This is a genomic window from Pantoea sp. X-Soil-TKNS-1207, assembly GCF_059730485.1.
The window spans coordinates 891,378-907,966 of sequence record NZ_AP035958.1 but is presented as its reverse complement, the minus strand read 5'-3'; the positions used below and the strand labels follow the sequence as shown (position 1 = coordinate 907,966).

Genomic DNA, 16,589 nt, shown 5'->3' with positions numbered 1-16,589 from the left:
TTTGGCACTGAATAAGGATAGCGAAAAGCAGGGGTGCCTGACCGTCAGAATGCTCCGTTGCGCAGCGATAGATGATAATTTTCTGTAGATCGCAGGCGATATCAGCTTTTAGTCATTTCTACCGATGCTTTTTGTCGGTAGTCAGCCTCAGTAATAACCTCCACCATTCTTCGCCAGTCAGAATAAGGATGATAGGGAGACTCACCTTCAGCGATCGGTGTGTTTATCCTTTCGGCGATACCCGTAATCAGTTTCCAGCTGCGTTCGGTTGTAATAAGTAAAAAAGCCAGATCATCAACATTCATACGTTTGTCAAAACAGAAGGGAAGACTATTTTCCAGCAATGTCACGATATCTTCGCCATACGATTTATGACCATGCATTTTTTGCGCAATAAGTTGCAGTTTATCCGCTTTGAAAAAATAATTAAAAACACGATGACCTGCATTGACCGGCATGTCAGGAAATAACTCAACGAGGGTTCTGTCTTTGAAAGGGTTCATCCACTGCACATAATCGTTAAGCTCCCCGGCGTTTGTAATTTCTTTCAGTAACCGATTGCTGTAGCGAAAAATAGCGGTAAGCCGTTCATCAGAAATTGAGGGGTTATCAATAAACTCCCGATCTATTTTCTCAAAACTTAACCCTCTGGCGCCATAAGGAAGATCGTCCAGATTAACGCTGGTCACTGAGAATCCGTCCCCCATAACCAGCGCGGCAATATGCATATTGTTGAAGAGAATATCTGCTCTTTCCCGCCGGTTAATACGAAGTAAAGGATCAATAGCCGTGGCAATAAGTTGACCGTCATATACGCTAACAAGCTGCCTTTGTTCAGCGTTAATTTCACTCCGGCTCAGCACCAGCGCTGTATTGTCTATGGTAGACTGGTAAAACGCGATAACGGGCACACGATCATAAAAACGCTCCACGATTAATCGGTAAACCCGATCCTTTTTAATCGCATCAATACTCTGTTGCCATCGCTTTGCAACATTATCGAAATGATCAGTATAGTAAGAGGCGTCCTGGGCCACTAAAATATCAGCATTAGATAAATTTGAAAAAAAACCGTCATGACACTTTAATTTTTTGGCCATCTGATTAAAGTCATAGTTAATTATCTTTATCAATGGCATCATTAATTTGTTTTTTATCGTCTGGATAAGGTGTTTTAGCTCATGGCGATGCTCAGTATTCTGTAACCTGAACAAATTGAGACGTTCACGCTGAGCCTGCTGAATTAACATCGTTTCTTCAGAGAGTGCCAGGAAAAATGTAAATTGATCATGAGTCGCACCCACCCTCCCTAAAATATAACTCATTTCTGTATTGGCCGTGTCAAACAACGCTTCCCATACATTAAAATCTGCCTGCCCTACACGAGAAGGGGGAATGCCATAGTAACGGGAACGATAACGTTCCAGAGAGTGATTAAGACGCTGTAAGCTCGCAATCCTTTCTTTAACTGTCGGGGATGATTTATCGCTGGAGATGACGTTTGTTATTTCTCTGATTTTATTATCATCCTTCCTCGCCAAAAAATGATTAAGAATGTTTTTTATTTTCTTCTTGTTATTTTCAGAAAACTTTTCCTCTGCGGTGAGCGACGGGCTGAGGCAGGAATTAAGTTCGCGCTGCATAACCCTGGCAATGTTGTCAAGAATCTCATCTCTGATCGTCGGAAAGCTGAAATTGAATACTGACATATCATCGAATGAATATTTGAATGTCGGTTTTTCTGCTGCTGATTTATCCAAACGCGCACCCGTGCCGATATCCATTGCATCCTGATTCAGGATATCCGGATCTCCTGGGGTACTCACCCTATTCTCTTTTCTCTGGTCGTAATTATCTATTTCAGGAGCCATGAGTGAGGTTTTCGGATGGACCATTTTTATCTGCGCGACATTGATTTCTTTACTGCGATAGTCAGGTCGTTGCCTGGCTTTACTGGATGAGTAAGAGTCCGATGTTATCGTAGCCAGATTACGTTGTTTGTTTTTATCAGAAAAACAACCGGCATCTGCACCGTTGAGATGTTTATCAATCGTCTGAGGTAATCCCACGGCAAGATTTTTCATTTTTTCATGGCCAGATAAAACAGAACAACGTCCTTCTCCTTTCTGTGCAGAGGAGAGGTTAATTGCGGGTGGTGCTAAATTTATACTTTTAGGCAATGCTGGCGCATTCGATAAAGATGTAACAGCGCGAATAGTTTCTGGCGCTGTGGGTTTTGTTAACGATGTCGACGGAATGCTCACCTGCGAGCTGGAATTAATACAATTATTCTTTAGCAATTTCCCAATCCTTTGCACATTCTTTTATGAAGATCAAAGAGCAGCGAAAGCCTTCTTTTAATCCAGAAAATCATAGCAATTGGGGACTGCGGCTGTTCGGTGATTTTGCTGAAAATAAATGATGATAGCGGGAGTTCAGGCCGTTAGCCTGAAATCAGAGCAGGGAGTATGGGGTGTAATAGTAGTGGAGCGTACCTTGCGACACGCTCCACTTATCAGGCGACTTAATTGGTGACTCTTAATGCAGAGTCACCCTTTAAATCAGGCGTAGCCGTAGCTCATCAGGCGCTGATAGCGACGGTTCAGCAGTTCTTCGGTGCTCAACACATCCAGCTCCGCCAGATCGGCCAGCAGCTGTTTTTTCAGCGATGCAGCAATATCGAGCGGATGACGATGCGCGCCGCCCAACGGTTCCGGGATGATGGAGTCGATCAGCTTCAGCTCTTTCAGACGATCGGCGGTGATGCCCATCGCTTCCGCAGCCAGTGGCGCTTTGTCGGCGCTTTTCCACAGAATCGACGCACAACCTTCCGGTGAAATCACCGAATAGGTGCTGTACTGTAGCATGTTCACTTTATCGCCCACGCCAATTGCCAGCGCGCCGCCGGAGCCGCCTTCGCCGATCACGGTACAGATCACCGGGATTTTCAGGCCAGACATCTCACGCAGGTTGCGGGCAATCGCTTCAGACTGACCGCGCTCTTCCGCACCAACTCCCGGATAAGCACCCGGTGTATCGATGAAGGTGATCAGCGGCATCTTAAAGCGTTCAGCCATTTCCATCAGACGCAGCGCTTTACGGTAGCCTTCTGGTGCTGGCATACCGAAGTTGCGGCGAATTTTCTCTTTGGTTTCACGACCTTTCTGATGGCCAATCACCATCACCGGACGACCATCCAGACGGGCGATGCCGCCAACAATGGCTTTATCATCCGCATAGGCACGATCGCCAGCCAGTTCGTCAAAATCGTCAAAGGCATTGCGGACATAGTCCAGCGTATAAGGGCGCAGCGGGTGACGCGCTAACTGCGCGACCTGCCAGGCGCCTAAATCGGAGAAGATTTTACGGGTCAGCTCAACGCTTTTTTCGCGCAGACGCTGCACTTCTTCGTCCAGATTAATATCGTGTTTCTCATCCTGACGGCCAATCGATTTCAGCGAGTCGATTTTCGCTTCCAGTTCTGCGATTGGCTGTTCAAAATCCAGGTAATTAAGACTCATAATGTTCCTGTTTTAGTCAAACTCCAGTTCCACCTGTTCCGATCCTACTAACGACCGCAAATCGTTGAGTAAACGATCGCTGGGCGAAATTCGCCACGCTGCACCAAAGCGCAGCTTCGCCCGCGCATCTGCTCTCTGATAATAGAGATGCACCGGAATGGTCCCTGAGCGATGAGGCTCCAGAGACTGGCGGAGACGGTTTAAAAGCTGGTCATCAATTTGCCTGTCCGTCAGCGAGATAGCAAGTCCGCGCGCGTATTTTTCCCGCGCTTCATCAATGTCCATCACTTCGCGGGCGGTCATTTTAAGGCCGCCGCTAAAGTCATCAAAGCTGACCTGTCCGCTGACGATCAGGATACGGTCCTTCTCCAGCAACTGCTGGTATTTATCCAACGCATCGGTAAATAACATCACCTCAAGACGACCCGATCTGTCATCAAGAGTACAGATACCAATGCGGTTACCGCGCTTGGTCACCATCACACGGGCGGCAATCACCAGCCCCGCCGCGACGGTCACCTTACCACGATCGGTCGGATGCATGTCCTTGAGGCGCATGCCGCCGACGTAACGTTCGATTTCTTTAATATACTGGTTAATCGGATGGCCGGTGAGATACAGACCGAGCGTCTCACGTTCACCATCCAGCTGAATCTGTTCCGGCCACGGCGTAACGCTGGCGTAGGATTTCTCCACCTGCTCCGGTTCTTCAGCCAGCACGCCAAACATATCGGCCTGGCCGATCGCCTCGGCTTTAGCGTGTTGATCGGCGGCCTTCAGCGCATCGCCAAGCGAGCTCATCAGCGCCGCACGATGCGGACCGAGTCGATCAAAGGCACCGGACATGATCAGCTTTTCCATCACACGACGGTTGATCTTTTTGGTGTCGGTGCGCGCGCAGAGATCGAACAACTCTTTAAAGTAGCCGTCACGGTTACGCGCTTCAAGGATCGCTTCAATCGGGCCTTCGCCTACCCCTTTGATCGCGCCGATACCGTAAACGATTTCACCTTCATCATTCACATGGAACGGATACAGCCCGGAGTTAATATCCGGCGGCAGCACCTTAAGGCCCATACGCCAGCATTCATCCACCAGGCCGACCACTTTCTCGGTGTTATCCATATCGGCGGTCATTACCGCCGCCATAAACTCCGCCGGGTAGTGGGCTTTCAGCCACAGCGTTTGATAGGAGACCAGCGCATAGGCGGCGGAGTGCGATTTGTTGAAGCCATAACCCGCGAATTTCTCTACGAGGTCAAAGATCTTCATCGCCAGCTCGCCGTTGACGCCCATCTTCTCCGCGCCATCCTGGAATACGGAGCGCTGCTTCGCCATCTCTTCCGGTTTCTTTTTACCCATCGCACGACGCAGCATATCCGCACCGCCGAGGGTGTAACCGGACAGCACCTGGGCGATCTGCATCACCTGTTCCTGATACAGAATGATGCCGTAGGTCGGTTCCAGCACCGGTTGCAGCGACTCGTGCTGCCATTGAATATCCGGATACGAGATAGCTTCACGGCCGTGTTTACGGTCAATAAAGTTGTCCACCATGCCGGACTGAAGCGGTCCCGGACGGAACAGCGCCACCAGTGCGATCATATCTTCGAAGCAGTCAGGCTTCAGACGTTTGATCAGATCTTTCATGCCGCGCGATTCAAGCTGGAACACCGCCGTGGTTTCCGCGCGTTGCAGCATGTCGAAGCTCTTTTTGTCATCGAGCGGAATGGCGGCGATATCGATCGGTTCCAGCCCCTGCTTCTCACGGCGCGGGTTAATCATCTTCAGCGCCCAGTCGATAATGGTGAGCGTGCGCAGGCCGAGGAAGTCAAACTTCACCAGACCGGCGTATTCCACATCGTTTTTATCGAACTGCGTTACCGGATACTGGCCGTTTTCATCGCAGTACAGCGGAGCGAAATCGGTGATTTTAGTCGGTGCGATCACCACACCACCGGCGTGTTTACCGGCGTTACGCGTGACGCCTTCCAGCTTACGCGCCATGTCGATCAGCGCTTTAACCTCTTCATCCGCCTCATAAATTTCCGGCAGCTGCGGTTCGGCGGCAAAGGCTTTTTCCAGCGTCATACCCGGATCGGGCGGCACCAGTTTGGAGATACGATCAACGAAGCCATAGGGATGGCCCAGCACGCGGCCCACGTCACGGATAACCGCTTTCGCCGCCATGGTACCAAAGGTGATGATCTGCGATACCGCATCACGGCCATACATCTCGGCGACGTGATCGATCACCTGGTCGCGTTTTTCCATGCAGAAGTCGACGTCGAAGTCGGGCATCGAGACACGTTCCGGGTTAAGGAAACGTTCGAACAGCAGGTCAAACTCCAGCGGATCGAGGTCGGTAATCTTCAGCGCATAAGCCACCAGCGAACCGGCGCCGGAACCACGGCCCGGCCCCACCGGCACCCCGTTATCCTTCGACCACTTAATAAACTCCATTACGATCAGGAAGTAACCGGGGAATCCCATCTGGTTGATAACGTTGAGTTCAATCTCCAGACGTTCATCGTATTCCGGGCGCTTCGCGGCGCGTACTTCGGGATCGGGGAACAGGAACTCCAGACGTTCTTCCAGCCCTTCCTGTGATTTTGCCACCAGGAAGTCTTCGGTGGTCATATCGCCGGTCGGGAACTGTGGCAGGAAGTATTCGCCGAGGCGCACGGTGACGTTACAACGCTTAGCAATTTCTACGCTGTTTTCCAGCGCTTCCGGGATATCCGAGAACAACTCGCACATCTCCGCTTCGCTACGCATATATTGCTGAGGGCTGTAGTTACGCGGGCGCTTGGGGTCGTCCAGCGTATAGCCATCGTGGATCGCCACGCGGATTTCGTGGGCATCGAAATCCTCTTCATTGATAAAGCACACTTCGTTGGTCGCCACTACCGGCACGCCTTCGGCAATGGCCAGCTCCACGGCGGAATGCAGGTAACTCTCTTCATCCTGGCGACCGGTACGCGTCAGTTCGAGATAGTAGCGATCGGCGAAGTGCTGCTGATAGAACGCCAGACACTGCGTCACCAGGGCATTATTGCCGCGCAGCAGGCTGCGGCCAACATCACCACGACGGCCACCGGAGAGCAGAATCAAACCGTCCTGGTATTCAATCAGCCAGTCGCGATCGATAGTCGGCCCGGCAATGCCGTAGCCACGCTGGTAGGCGCGCGAGATCAGCAATGTCAGATTCTGATAACCGGTATTGTTAGCGGCCAGTACGGTGAGCTGCGTCAGCTCATCGCCCATCAGCTCACTGGCAACGTTGAAATCGGCCCCAATAATGGGTTTCACCCCGGCACCGTGCGCTGTGCCATAGAATTTCACCAGCCCACACAGGTTGGTGAAATCGGTAATGGCGATCGCTGGCATACCTAAGGCCGCGGCTTTCTTAACCAGCGGTCCGGTCTTCGCCAGGCCATCAACCATTGAGTAGTCACTGTGGACGCGCAGATGTATAAATCGAGGTTCAGCCATATCAGTTTCCGGTTAAAACAGCGTCAGGCTATTAAAGCGTAGTCGGCTGGCGCGCGGCCAGCACGTCGGCATCAATCAGGGCATTACGCACCGGCGCAAAACTGCGGCGATGATGAGGAGTGACGCCATGCTGCGTCAGCTTTTCCATATGCAGCGCCGTCGGATAGCCCTTGTGCTGGGCGAAACCGTAGTGCGGGAACAGCAGATCCAGCTCGGCCATTTCACGATCGCGCGTGACTTTGGCGAGGATCGACGCGGCGCTGATCTCCGCCACCAGGCTATCGCCCTTCACTACCGCCTGCGACGGCATAGGTAACGCCGGGCAACGGTTGCCATCGATCAACACAAAGTCCGGCACCAGCGGCAGGCCGGCGACCGCACGCTGCATGGCCAGCATGGTGGCATGGAGGATATTGATCTGATCGATCTCTTCCGGTTCGGCACGCCCCAGACTCCAGGCCAGCGCTTTCTCTTTGATCTCGTCGTACAGCGCCAGACGGCGTTTTTCCGACAGTTTTTTTGAGTCAGCCAGGCCGACGATCGGTTTAGCCGGATCGAGGATCACCGCGGCAGTGACCACAGCACCCACCAGCGGGCCGCGCCCGACTTCATCGACACCGGCAATCAACCTTGCGTTCGGATAAATAAACTCAGCCATGGGCAATCTCCAGTACGGCATCTGCGGCCTGCTCATCAGCATTCCAGCGAATCTGTGCATGTAATTCGTTGAAGGTGCTGAGCAGCGCGTCGCGCTCCGCACCCGCATGCAACAGCGGCTCCAGCGCGGCAGCCAGCGCTTCCGGCTGGCATTCATCCTGCAACAGCTCTTTCACCAGTTCACGCCCGGCAAGCAAATTCGGTAGCGATACGTACGGGGTTTTCACCAGACGTTTCGCCAGCCAGAAAGTGAAAGGCTTCATACGATAACCCACCACCATCGGACATTTTGCCAGCATACATTCCAGCGCGGCGGTTCCCGATGCCAGAATGGCTGCGTCGCTGGCGATCATCGCTTCGCGCCCTTTGCCATCCAGCAGATGCATCGGCAATTCCGGCGCCACTTCTGCTTTGATGTGCTCAAACTGCTCGCGGCGTTTGGCGTTCACCAGCGGCACGACGATCTCCAGTGTCGGGTAGCGCTGACGCAGCAGCTGTGCCGCGCGCAGAAAATCAGCGCTGAGCATTTCCACTTCCGCACCCCGACTGCCAGGCAGCAGGCCAAGGCAAATCGCATCATCGGCGATCCCCAGGCTACGGCGCGCCGCCAGCTTATCGGGCTGCATCGGCATCGCATCCGCCATGGTATGACCGATAAAACGACAAGGCACGTTGAAACGATCGTAGAACGCTTTTTCAAACGGCAAAAACGCCAGCACCAGATTGGTGTTGCGGCCGATTTTGAAAACACGTTTTTGACGCCAGGCCCACACCGACGGGCTGACGTAATGAATTGTGCGGATCCCGACGCGTTTCAGACGGCCTTCCAGCGTGATATTGAAATCTGGCGCATCGATACCGACAAACACGTCCGGTTTCAGCTCGGTAAAGCGCTGGGTCAGATCACGGCGGATTTTCAGCAGTCGCGGCAGACGTTCCAGCACCTCGACAATGCCCATCACCGCCAGCTCTTCCATCTCGTACCAGGCTTCACAGCCTTCGGCCTGCATACGCGGACCGGCAACGCCAACAAAGCGGGCATCGGGATGACGCGCTTTTAACGCGCGGATAAGACCGGCACCAAGAATATCGCCGGAGGTTTCTCCGGCGACCAGGGCAATCGTTAAGGGACGCACTGACATGGATTAACGAATCAACCCACGGGTAGATCGGTCAAAGAAGTCATAGAAGGGCTGCACTTCGCTGTGCTGCTTAGCCAGTTCTTCGATTTCCGGCTTCACTTCATCCAGCGATTTGCCACTGCGGTACAACAATTTGTAGGCGTTGCGAATCGCATGGAGCGCTTCTTTACTGAAGCCGCGACGCTTCAGACCTTCGATGTTAATACCAAACGGCGTCGCATGGTTGCCCTGAGCGATGACGTAAGGTGGCACGTCCTGGGCAACGCCAGAACAACCGCCGACCATCACATGGGCGCCAATGGTGCACCACTGATGTACCGCAGTCATACCGCCGATGATAGCGAAGTCATCAACGGTGACGTGACCGCCCAGCGTGGCGTTATTGGCGAAAATACAACGGTTGCCAATCACGCAGTCATGGGCAATGTGCGCATTCACCATCAACAGGTTGTCGCTGCCGACTTTGGTCAAACCGCCACCCTGCACCGTTCCACGGTGGATGGTGACGCTTTCGCGGATGCGGTTGCGATCGCCAATTTCCACGCGGGTTGGCTCACCGGCATACTTCAGGTCCTGGTTTACTTCACCAATGGAAGCAAACTGATAGATCTGGTTGTCTTTACCGATACGCGTATGGCCATTCACCACTACGTGCGATTTAAGCACCGTACCTTCACCAATCTCCACGTTAGCGCCAACAAAACAAAATGGGCCGATGTGAACATTGGCGCCGATGACGGCACCTTCTTCAATGACGGAACTGGGATGGATGTTGGCGGTTGAATCAATCACTAATTATGCCTCCCGGCTACGGGCACACATCATGGTCGCTTCACAGACAATTTTGCCGTCCACGGTCGCCACGCCTTTGAAGCGCGTCAGACCACGACGGGTTTTCTCGAAGGTTACTTCCATGATCATCTGATCGCCCGGCACCACCGGACGCTTGAAACGGGCTTCGTCAATACCGGCGAAATAGTAAAGTTCGCCCGGTTCCAGTTTTCCAACGCTTTTGAACGCCAGAATACCGGTTGCCTGCGCCATCGCTTCCAGGATCAGAACGCCTGGGAAAATCGGTTTACCAGGGAAGTGTCCCTGGAAAAACGGTTCGTTAACAGAAACGTTCTTCACCGCACGCAGATATTTATGCTCTTCAAATTCCAGCACGCGGTCAACCAGCAAGAATGGATAGCGGTGCGGCAGCAGTTCTAAAATCTCTTCAATTTTCAGAGTATGCGTTTCAGTAGTCAAAATACTCTTCCTGTCCTAAAAAATTCTGATGGCAACAATAACACGGCCTGCACCGATCAAAATGATCATCCGCAGGCCGCAAATCAGTTCGGTGGCGTTTCGCTTCCCTGCGATACCTGCTGCACACCCTCAGACAAGGTCTGAGGCGAAAAGAAGGTACGCTGCTTATTATGAAAGCCGGTCTCGTGGGATGGCGTTAATCGTCTTTGCCGACTTTACGCTCGATGGCTTTGAGACGTTTGCTCATGTCATCTATATTCATCACCAACGCGGCCGTTTTACGCCAGGTTTTGTTGGGTTGCAATGGAATACCCGAAGAGTATACCCCAGGCTCTGTGATTGGGCGCATTACCATGCCCATTCCGGTCACGGTCACTTTGTCACAGATTTCCATATGTCCGTTAATGACGCTGGCGCCGCCAATCATACAGTAACGTCCAATCTTCAGACTACCCGCCATGATCACACCACCGGCAACCGCGGTGTTATCACCAATCACAACGTTGTGCGCAATCTGACACTGGTTGTCTATGATAACACCATTGCCGATCAGAGTGTTATCCAGCGCACCGCGATCGATGGTAGTGCAGGCGCCAATTTCCACCCGATCACCAATCAACACCGTTCCCAGCTGCGGGATTTTCACCCAGTTTCCGCGATCGTTAGCATACCCGAAACCATCCGCACCGATGACCGTGCCCGACTGAATCAGACAATCCTGACCAATCTGGATCTCATGGTAAATCGTCACGTTAGCCCACAGGCGTGAACCACGACCAATACGCGTCTGCTTACCAACAAAACATCCGGCACCGATAACAACATCGTCACCCAGTTCAACACCGGACTCGATCACCGCATTCGCGCCTACCGATACATTGTTCCCCAGCTTCGCTGTCGGATCGATGACGGCGCTGGGCGCGATATTTTGCGCGGGCTGCGGCGTGGTGTCCAGCAGTTGTGCCATGCGGGCATAAGTCAGGTAAGGATTTTTCACCACCAGCGCAGCAGTTTTACACCACTCCAGATCCGCTTCCGTCAGCACCACGGCCGAAGCCTGCACCTGGGCGAGCTGCTCGCGGTAACGGCTGTTTGCAAGAAAAGTGATTTTGCCAGTTGTGGCGGATTGCATAGAAGCAATGCCGGAGATGACGATATCGCCATCTCCGTGCAATTCTGCATCCAACTGCTGGGCTAAATCAGCCAGTCGAATAGATGACATCGATTATTTAACCTGTTTTACAACGTCAGCAGTGATGTCTTTAGCATCGGAAGAAGAGTACAGCACGGCCTGAGAGTCCAGAACCAGATCATAACCTTCGCTTTTCGCTACAGACTGTACAGCAGTCTGGATTTTACCCAGCAGCTTGTTACGTTCTTGCATCTGGCGGGTCTGGTTATCTTTCTCAAAAGCCTGAGCTTTTGATTCGAATGCAGCACGCTCAGAAGCGATCTGCTTCTCTTTCTTGGTACGGTCGCTTGCTTTCATGGTTGAAGCATTGCGTTGCAGATCCTGAATCTCCTGCTGGATTTTCTGCTGCTGAGACTGGAGGTCAGAGGCACGGCCCTGGAACTCGCTCTCAAGTTGCTTAGCAACAGCAGCACGCTGCGGAGACTGCTGGAAAACCTGGCTCAGGTTAACAACGGCGATTTTATCGGCCGCCTGGGCACCAGCAGAAGCGGCGATTGCAAGACCCAGAGCAGCGGCACAGAACAACTTTTTCACTATAAACTCCTTACCCTCAACATGTGTGTTTGCAGCGTGTAGCTTCACAAAGCCACACGCATGCAAGACGCTATTTACACTTCCCTGCTCAGAGCCTTACCAGGTTTTACCGATGTTAAACTGGAACTGCTCTGACTTGTCTCCCTCGACTTTCTTAACCGGCTGGGCATACGAGAATACCAACGGCCCCAACGGCGACATCCACTGCAGTGCAATACCACTGGAGACGCGAATGTTGTTTGGATCGCTGTAATCCGGAATCCCCGCCGCACGAGTTTCTGCGGTGTTCTGCCATTTCGTATCCCACACCGTACCTGCATCGACGAACAGCGAAGTACGTACTGAGTTGGCATACTTATCACTCAGGAACGGCGTTGGGGTGATCAGCTCAAGGCTGGCCACGGCCATCGCGTTACCACCGACCGCATCATCCGACTTACACACACCGTTCGGATCGGTCAGTTTACAGGTTGACGAACCATCGTTCAGATACGCCGCCTTCGGACCAATGGTATTGGACTGGAAGCCACGTACAGTGCTGGAACCGCCGGCGTAGAAGTTCTCATAGAACGGCATCTCTTTACTACCGATTCCGTCACCATATCCAACACGACCACGGCCGAGCAGCACCCAGGTGCGATCACGGTTCAGCGGAACGTATTGCTGGCTGTCAAGCGTTGCTTTGTAGAAGCTGTTATCTGAACCTGGGATGGTGATTTTACCATTCAGGTTGGTACGGTTACCCGACGTTGGGAAGAACCCGCGGTCCAGGGTGTTATACGTCCAGCCGTAGTTGAAGGTGAAGTCATTCGCAGAGAAATCACCATCATCATTCAGGCCCTGATGATGTCCTACCGAATCGAGATAACGCCACATCGCAATCTGCGGCTGCATGTTGGACAGGTCGTTATGTACATAACCTAAACCAACGCGCAGGGTGTTGTTCTCGTTAATCGGGAAGCCCAGCGTACCGTCTACACCATAACTTTTGTTGGTATAGTCAGACAGGTCCGCATCATCAGCTTTAAAGTCGTTATAGAAGACACGACCACCCAGGCTGACACCGTCCACCGTAAAGTACGGATCGGTCAGTGAGAATTCAGCGTAGGTCTGATAATCGTTTTTGGTACCGCTGATACCAACGGTATTACCGGTGCCGAGCCAGTTATCCTGGGTCACGCCGACCTGGAAGCTCACGCCACTTTCTGTGCCGTAGCCCACGCCGAAGTTAAAGGTACCGGTGTTACGTTCTTTCACCTTGTAGACCACGTCTACCTGATCCGGTGAACCGGGCACGCGCTGCGTATCGACGTCGACGGTATCAAAATAACCGGTACGGTTCAGACGCTCTTTGCCCTGCTCTACCAGGTCGCTGCCCAGCCAGGCACCTTCCATCTGACGCATTTCACGACGCAGTACCGCATCTTTCGAGGTGTCGTTACCTTCGAAACGGACTTTGCGCACGTAGTAACGGTTACCGGCATCCACGTTGATGTGCAGTTTTACCGTCTTGTCGGCGTCATTGATTTCCGGCTGCGTGACGACACGCGGATAAGCGTAACCGTAGCGGCCCAGCAGTTTCTTGATGTCATCTTCCATCTGAGTGACTTTGGTGCCGTTGTACAGCTCACCAGATGGGATCTTGGTCAGGTGTTCGATTTCCGCCGAATGGCCTGCCATGCTGCCGTTCACGATCACACCGGCAATCTTGTACTGATCGCCTTCGGTGATGTTCACGGTGATGTAGATGCCTTTCTTGTCCGGCGTCAGGCTCACCTGAGTTGAATCAATGTTAAAACGCGCATAACCGCGATCCAGATAGAAGCTGCGCAGGGTTTCGAGGTCCCCGGCCAGTTTCTGCTTCTGGTATTTACGATCGCCGACCACGTTCCACCACGGCACTTCATCACGCAGCTGGAAGCGGGAGATCAATTCATCTGAGGTGAACGCTTTGTTGCCCACGATGTTGATCTGCTGAATCTGTGCGGAGACACCTTCCTGGAAAACGAATTTCAGATCTACGCGGTTACGCGGCAGCGGCGTGGCAATCGCTTTGACGCTGGCAGTGTATTTGCCGACGCTGTAGTAGAAATCCTCCAGCCCCTTCTCAATTGAGGAGAGGGTGGTGCGGTCCAGCGCTTCACCTACGCGGATCCCGGAAGCCTCAAGGTTCTGCTTCAGCTGATCTTCTTTCACCGCTTTGTTGCCGGAGAAAGTGATGCTGGCAATCGTTGGACGTTCTTTCACCTGGACAATCAACGTAGTACCGTCGCGCAGGACCTGAACATCTTCAAAGTTGCCGGTGGCGAACAGCGAGCGAATGGTGTTTCTGATGTCATCATCATTCACCGTATCGCCGACACGTACCGGCATGCTAATCAGAGCCGCGCCGACGGCGACTCGCTGTAGCCCTTCGAAATGAATATCCTTCACCACGAAATCGTCTGCACCGTAAACGGTGGCGCTGCTAAACAGCAGCGACGCTATGAGCAACTTTTTCATCGCCATCGTTGTTATGCGTTTTCCTAACACATCCCACGTCTGCCTGCATTCCAGCTATTACAGACGTGAGAAATCATTGAAAAGTGCAAGCCCCATTAACAGCACCAGCAGAATTGAGCCAATGCGATAACTAAAGTCCTGAACTCGCTCGGACACCGGTCCACCTTTGATCTTTTCGATCGCCAGAAAGAGCAAATGCCCACCATCTAATACCGGCAGTGGGAACAGGTTAATTATCCCTAAGTTGACGCTGATTAGCGCCAGGAACATCAGGTAGTAAATCACCCCATATTCTGCTGATAACCCGGCACCTTGCGCGATCGAGATCGGCCCGCTCAGGTTATTCAGCTTCACATCCCCGGTTATCAACTTGCCCAGCATGGAAACCGTCAGCTTCATCAACTGCCAGGTTTTTACACTGGCTTCGCCGATCGCGGCAAAAGGTCCATACTGCCTTACCGTTTTGTACTCATCAGGTAACGGAATCACACGAGGTATCACCCCCGCAAAGCCTTCCGCTTTATCACCTGGTTTCGCTTCGGGCGTCAGCGTTAACGCCAGAGATTCGCCATTTCGCTCGACTTCGAGCGCCATATTTTTGCCGGGGTTATCCCGCACCTGCACCACAAAAGTCTGCCATTGCGTTAACGGCTGACCATCGACTTTAACGATCCTGTCGCCTGCTTGCAAACCGGCTTCACTTGCCGGCGAGTTAGCCTGAACTTCAGCCAGCGTCGTTTCGATCTGCGGTCCACGTGGGCGTATCCCCAGTGCCACTACCGGGTCCTGCTTGTCTGGCTCAAACTGCCAGTCATGCAAATCCAGCTGTTTCTGTTGCGTGGCATTTTCACCAAACTGCGAGACGGTTAGCGTGGCATTCTGGTCGCCGATTTTACCGATCAGCGCCATACGAACTGCATCCCAATCAGGCGTTTCGATACCATCTACTGCTTTAAGTTCCATGCCGGAGGTAATTTGCGCTTCTGCCGCGACGGAACCGTTCAGAATTTCACCAACCACCGGACGCACACCAGGCACGCCGTGAATAAACACCGCCCAGTACGCAATAACGGCAAAAATGAAGTTCGCGATCGGACCTGCGGCAATAATCGAGGCACGCTGCCAAATCGCTTTGTTATTGAAGGCTTGATGACGAAGCTCGGCAGGAACGCTTTCAACACGTTCATCGAGCATTTTGACGTAGCCGCCAAGGGGGATCAGGGCAATGACGTATTCCGTGCCCTGACGGTCGCTGCGACGCCACAGCGCTTTACCGAAACCAATCGAAAAACGCTCAACTTTGACACCGCAGCGGCGCGCAACCCAAAAGTGGCCGAACTCGTGCACGGTAATCAGCACGCCGAGCGCCACAATAAAGGCTGCAAAACTCCAGAGTATACTCAACATCGTCGCCTATCCTCAGAGGGTGCGGAACACCAGCAGCAACAGGCAGGCAAAGACCGGCACCGCCGCTGTCAGGCTATCAATGCGATCGAGGATACCACCGTGACCCGGTATTAAGTTACCGCTGTCTTTGATACCGGCCTCACGTTTAAACATACTTTCCGTTAAATCACCCAGTACCGAAGCCAGCGCGGCGATGACGGCGCAGATAATCAGCGTTGAAGCATCGACGGTGAGCGGTGCGAAGGTGGCAAACAGCCAGGCGATAATCGCTGACGACAGCAATCCGCCAAAAAATCCTTCCCAGGTTTTACCCGGCGAGACTTTCGGCGCCAGTTTGTGCTTACCAAATAGCCTGCCAAACATGTAGGCACCCGAGTCAGCGCCCCACACCAGGAACATCACGAACAGCAGCCACCAGGCACCGGCGAAATGGTCGGTGTCATAGTGATACTGGCGCAATGCCATCATGCCCCAGAAGAAGGGGATTACGGTGAGGATGCCAAAAATCAGGCGTAGCGGACGTGAATTGCGCCAGACGGCAGCAGATGAGGGATAGAACAGCACCAGCAGCAGAGCGACGACCCACCAACCCAGAGAGGCCCACAAAGAGCTTTCCATCTGGACCTGATGTAAATCGCGTTGATAGGGTTGCAGCGTGAACAGCATCAGGGCAAGTAACAAACCACACAGCACAGCCAGCCAGATGCGTTGCTGACGGGTTGCCATACCCGCAAATTGCCCCCATTCCCAGGCGGCAAGCATACAGATGATGATGGTCGTAATCGCAAAACCGGATAGCGGTAACCAGAACAGCGCAGCAATCACCAGCGGAATTAAAATAAACGCGGTAATTAAACGAGACTTCAGCAAAGGTTACCCCCAGGTTGC

The 16,589-nt window shown here is 52.8% G+C and carries 12 protein-coding genes; all 12 read right to left on the bottom strand.

Going from position 1 to position 16,589, the window contains the following annotated elements; translation table 11 throughout:
• Positions 1 to 101 precede the first annotated feature (101 nt).
• Positions 102 to 2,300, bottom strand: coding sequence for a hypothetical protein (locus AC6I8V_RS04025; protein ID WP_497844640.1), 2,199 nt, complete (start codon positions 2,298 to 2,300; stop codon positions 102 to 104).
• A 261-nt stretch (positions 2,301 to 2,561) separates the two neighbouring features.
• Complete coding sequence (gene accA, locus AC6I8V_RS04020) at positions 2,562 to 3,521, bottom strand: acetyl-CoA carboxylase carboxyl transferase subunit alpha (RefSeq protein ID WP_497844639.1); 960 nt, start codon at positions 3,519 to 3,521, stop codon at positions 2,562 to 2,564.
• A gap of 12 nt (positions 3,522 to 3,533) precedes the next feature.
• On the bottom strand, positions 3,534 to 7,016 hold the full coding sequence (gene dnaE / locus AC6I8V_RS04015) for a DNA polymerase III subunit alpha (protein ID WP_497844638.1): 3,483 nt from the start codon (positions 7,014 to 7,016) through the stop codon (positions 3,534 to 3,536).
• Positions 7,017 to 7,047: 31 nt separating this feature from the next.
• A complete protein-coding gene (gene rnhB, locus AC6I8V_RS04010) occupies positions 7,048 to 7,674 on the bottom strand; it encodes a ribonuclease HII (protein WP_497844637.1) in 627 nt (208 codons plus the stop codon).
• The gene (lpxB, locus tag AC6I8V_RS04005) at positions 7,667 to 8,815 is read right to left on the bottom strand and encodes a lipid-A-disaccharide synthase (protein ID WP_497844635.1); all 1,149 of its coding nucleotides are present in this window, start codon (positions 8,813 to 8,815) and stop codon (positions 7,667 to 7,669) included. Before lpxB ends, rnhB begins: the two co-directional genes overlap by 8 nt.
• Positions 8,816 to 8,818: 3 nt before the next feature.
• Positions 8,819 to 9,607, bottom strand: a complete 789-nt coding sequence (lpxA, locus tag AC6I8V_RS04000) for an acyl-ACP--UDP-N-acetylglucosamine O-acyltransferase (protein ID WP_497844634.1) — start codon at positions 9,605 to 9,607, stop codon at positions 8,819 to 8,821.
• 3 nt (positions 9,608 to 9,610) lie between these two features.
• Positions 9,611 to 10,066, bottom strand: a complete 456-nt coding sequence (fabZ, locus tag AC6I8V_RS03995; RefSeq protein WP_013507953.1) for a 3-hydroxyacyl-ACP dehydratase FabZ — start codon at positions 10,064 to 10,066, stop codon at positions 9,611 to 9,613.
• A 196-nt stretch (positions 10,067 to 10,262) separates the two neighbouring features.
• A complete protein-coding gene (gene lpxD, locus AC6I8V_RS03990; protein ID WP_497844633.1) occupies positions 10,263 to 11,288 on the bottom strand; it encodes a UDP-3-O-(3-hydroxymyristoyl)glucosamine N-acyltransferase in 1,026 nt (341 codons plus the stop codon).
• A gap of 3 nt (positions 11,289 to 11,291) precedes the next feature.
• On the bottom strand, positions 11,292 to 11,792 hold the full coding sequence (locus AC6I8V_RS03985; protein WP_497844632.1) for an OmpH family outer membrane protein: 501 nt from the start codon (positions 11,790 to 11,792) through the stop codon (positions 11,292 to 11,294).
• Positions 11,793 to 11,888: 96 nt separating this feature from the next.
• Positions 11,889 to 14,300 carry an outer membrane protein assembly factor BamA gene (bamA, locus tag AC6I8V_RS03980; protein ID WP_497844631.1) on the bottom strand — a complete coding sequence of 804 codons (2,412 nt, stop codon included), beginning with the start codon at positions 14,298 to 14,300 and terminating at the stop codon, positions 11,889 to 11,891.
• Between the two features lie 51 nt (positions 14,301 to 14,351).
• Entirely contained in the window at positions 14,352 to 15,701 is a 1,350-nt protein-coding gene (rseP, locus tag AC6I8V_RS03975; RefSeq protein ID WP_497844630.1) for a sigma E protease regulator RseP, read from the bottom strand.
• A 12-nt stretch (positions 15,702 to 15,713) separates the two neighbouring features.
• Positions 15,714 to 16,571 (bottom strand): phosphatidate cytidylyltransferase, encoded by an 858-nt coding sequence (gene cdsA, locus AC6I8V_RS03970; protein ID WP_497844629.1) that lies wholly within the window; start codon positions 16,569 to 16,571, stop codon positions 15,714 to 15,716.
• Between the last annotated feature and the right edge of the window lie 18 nt (positions 16,572 to 16,589).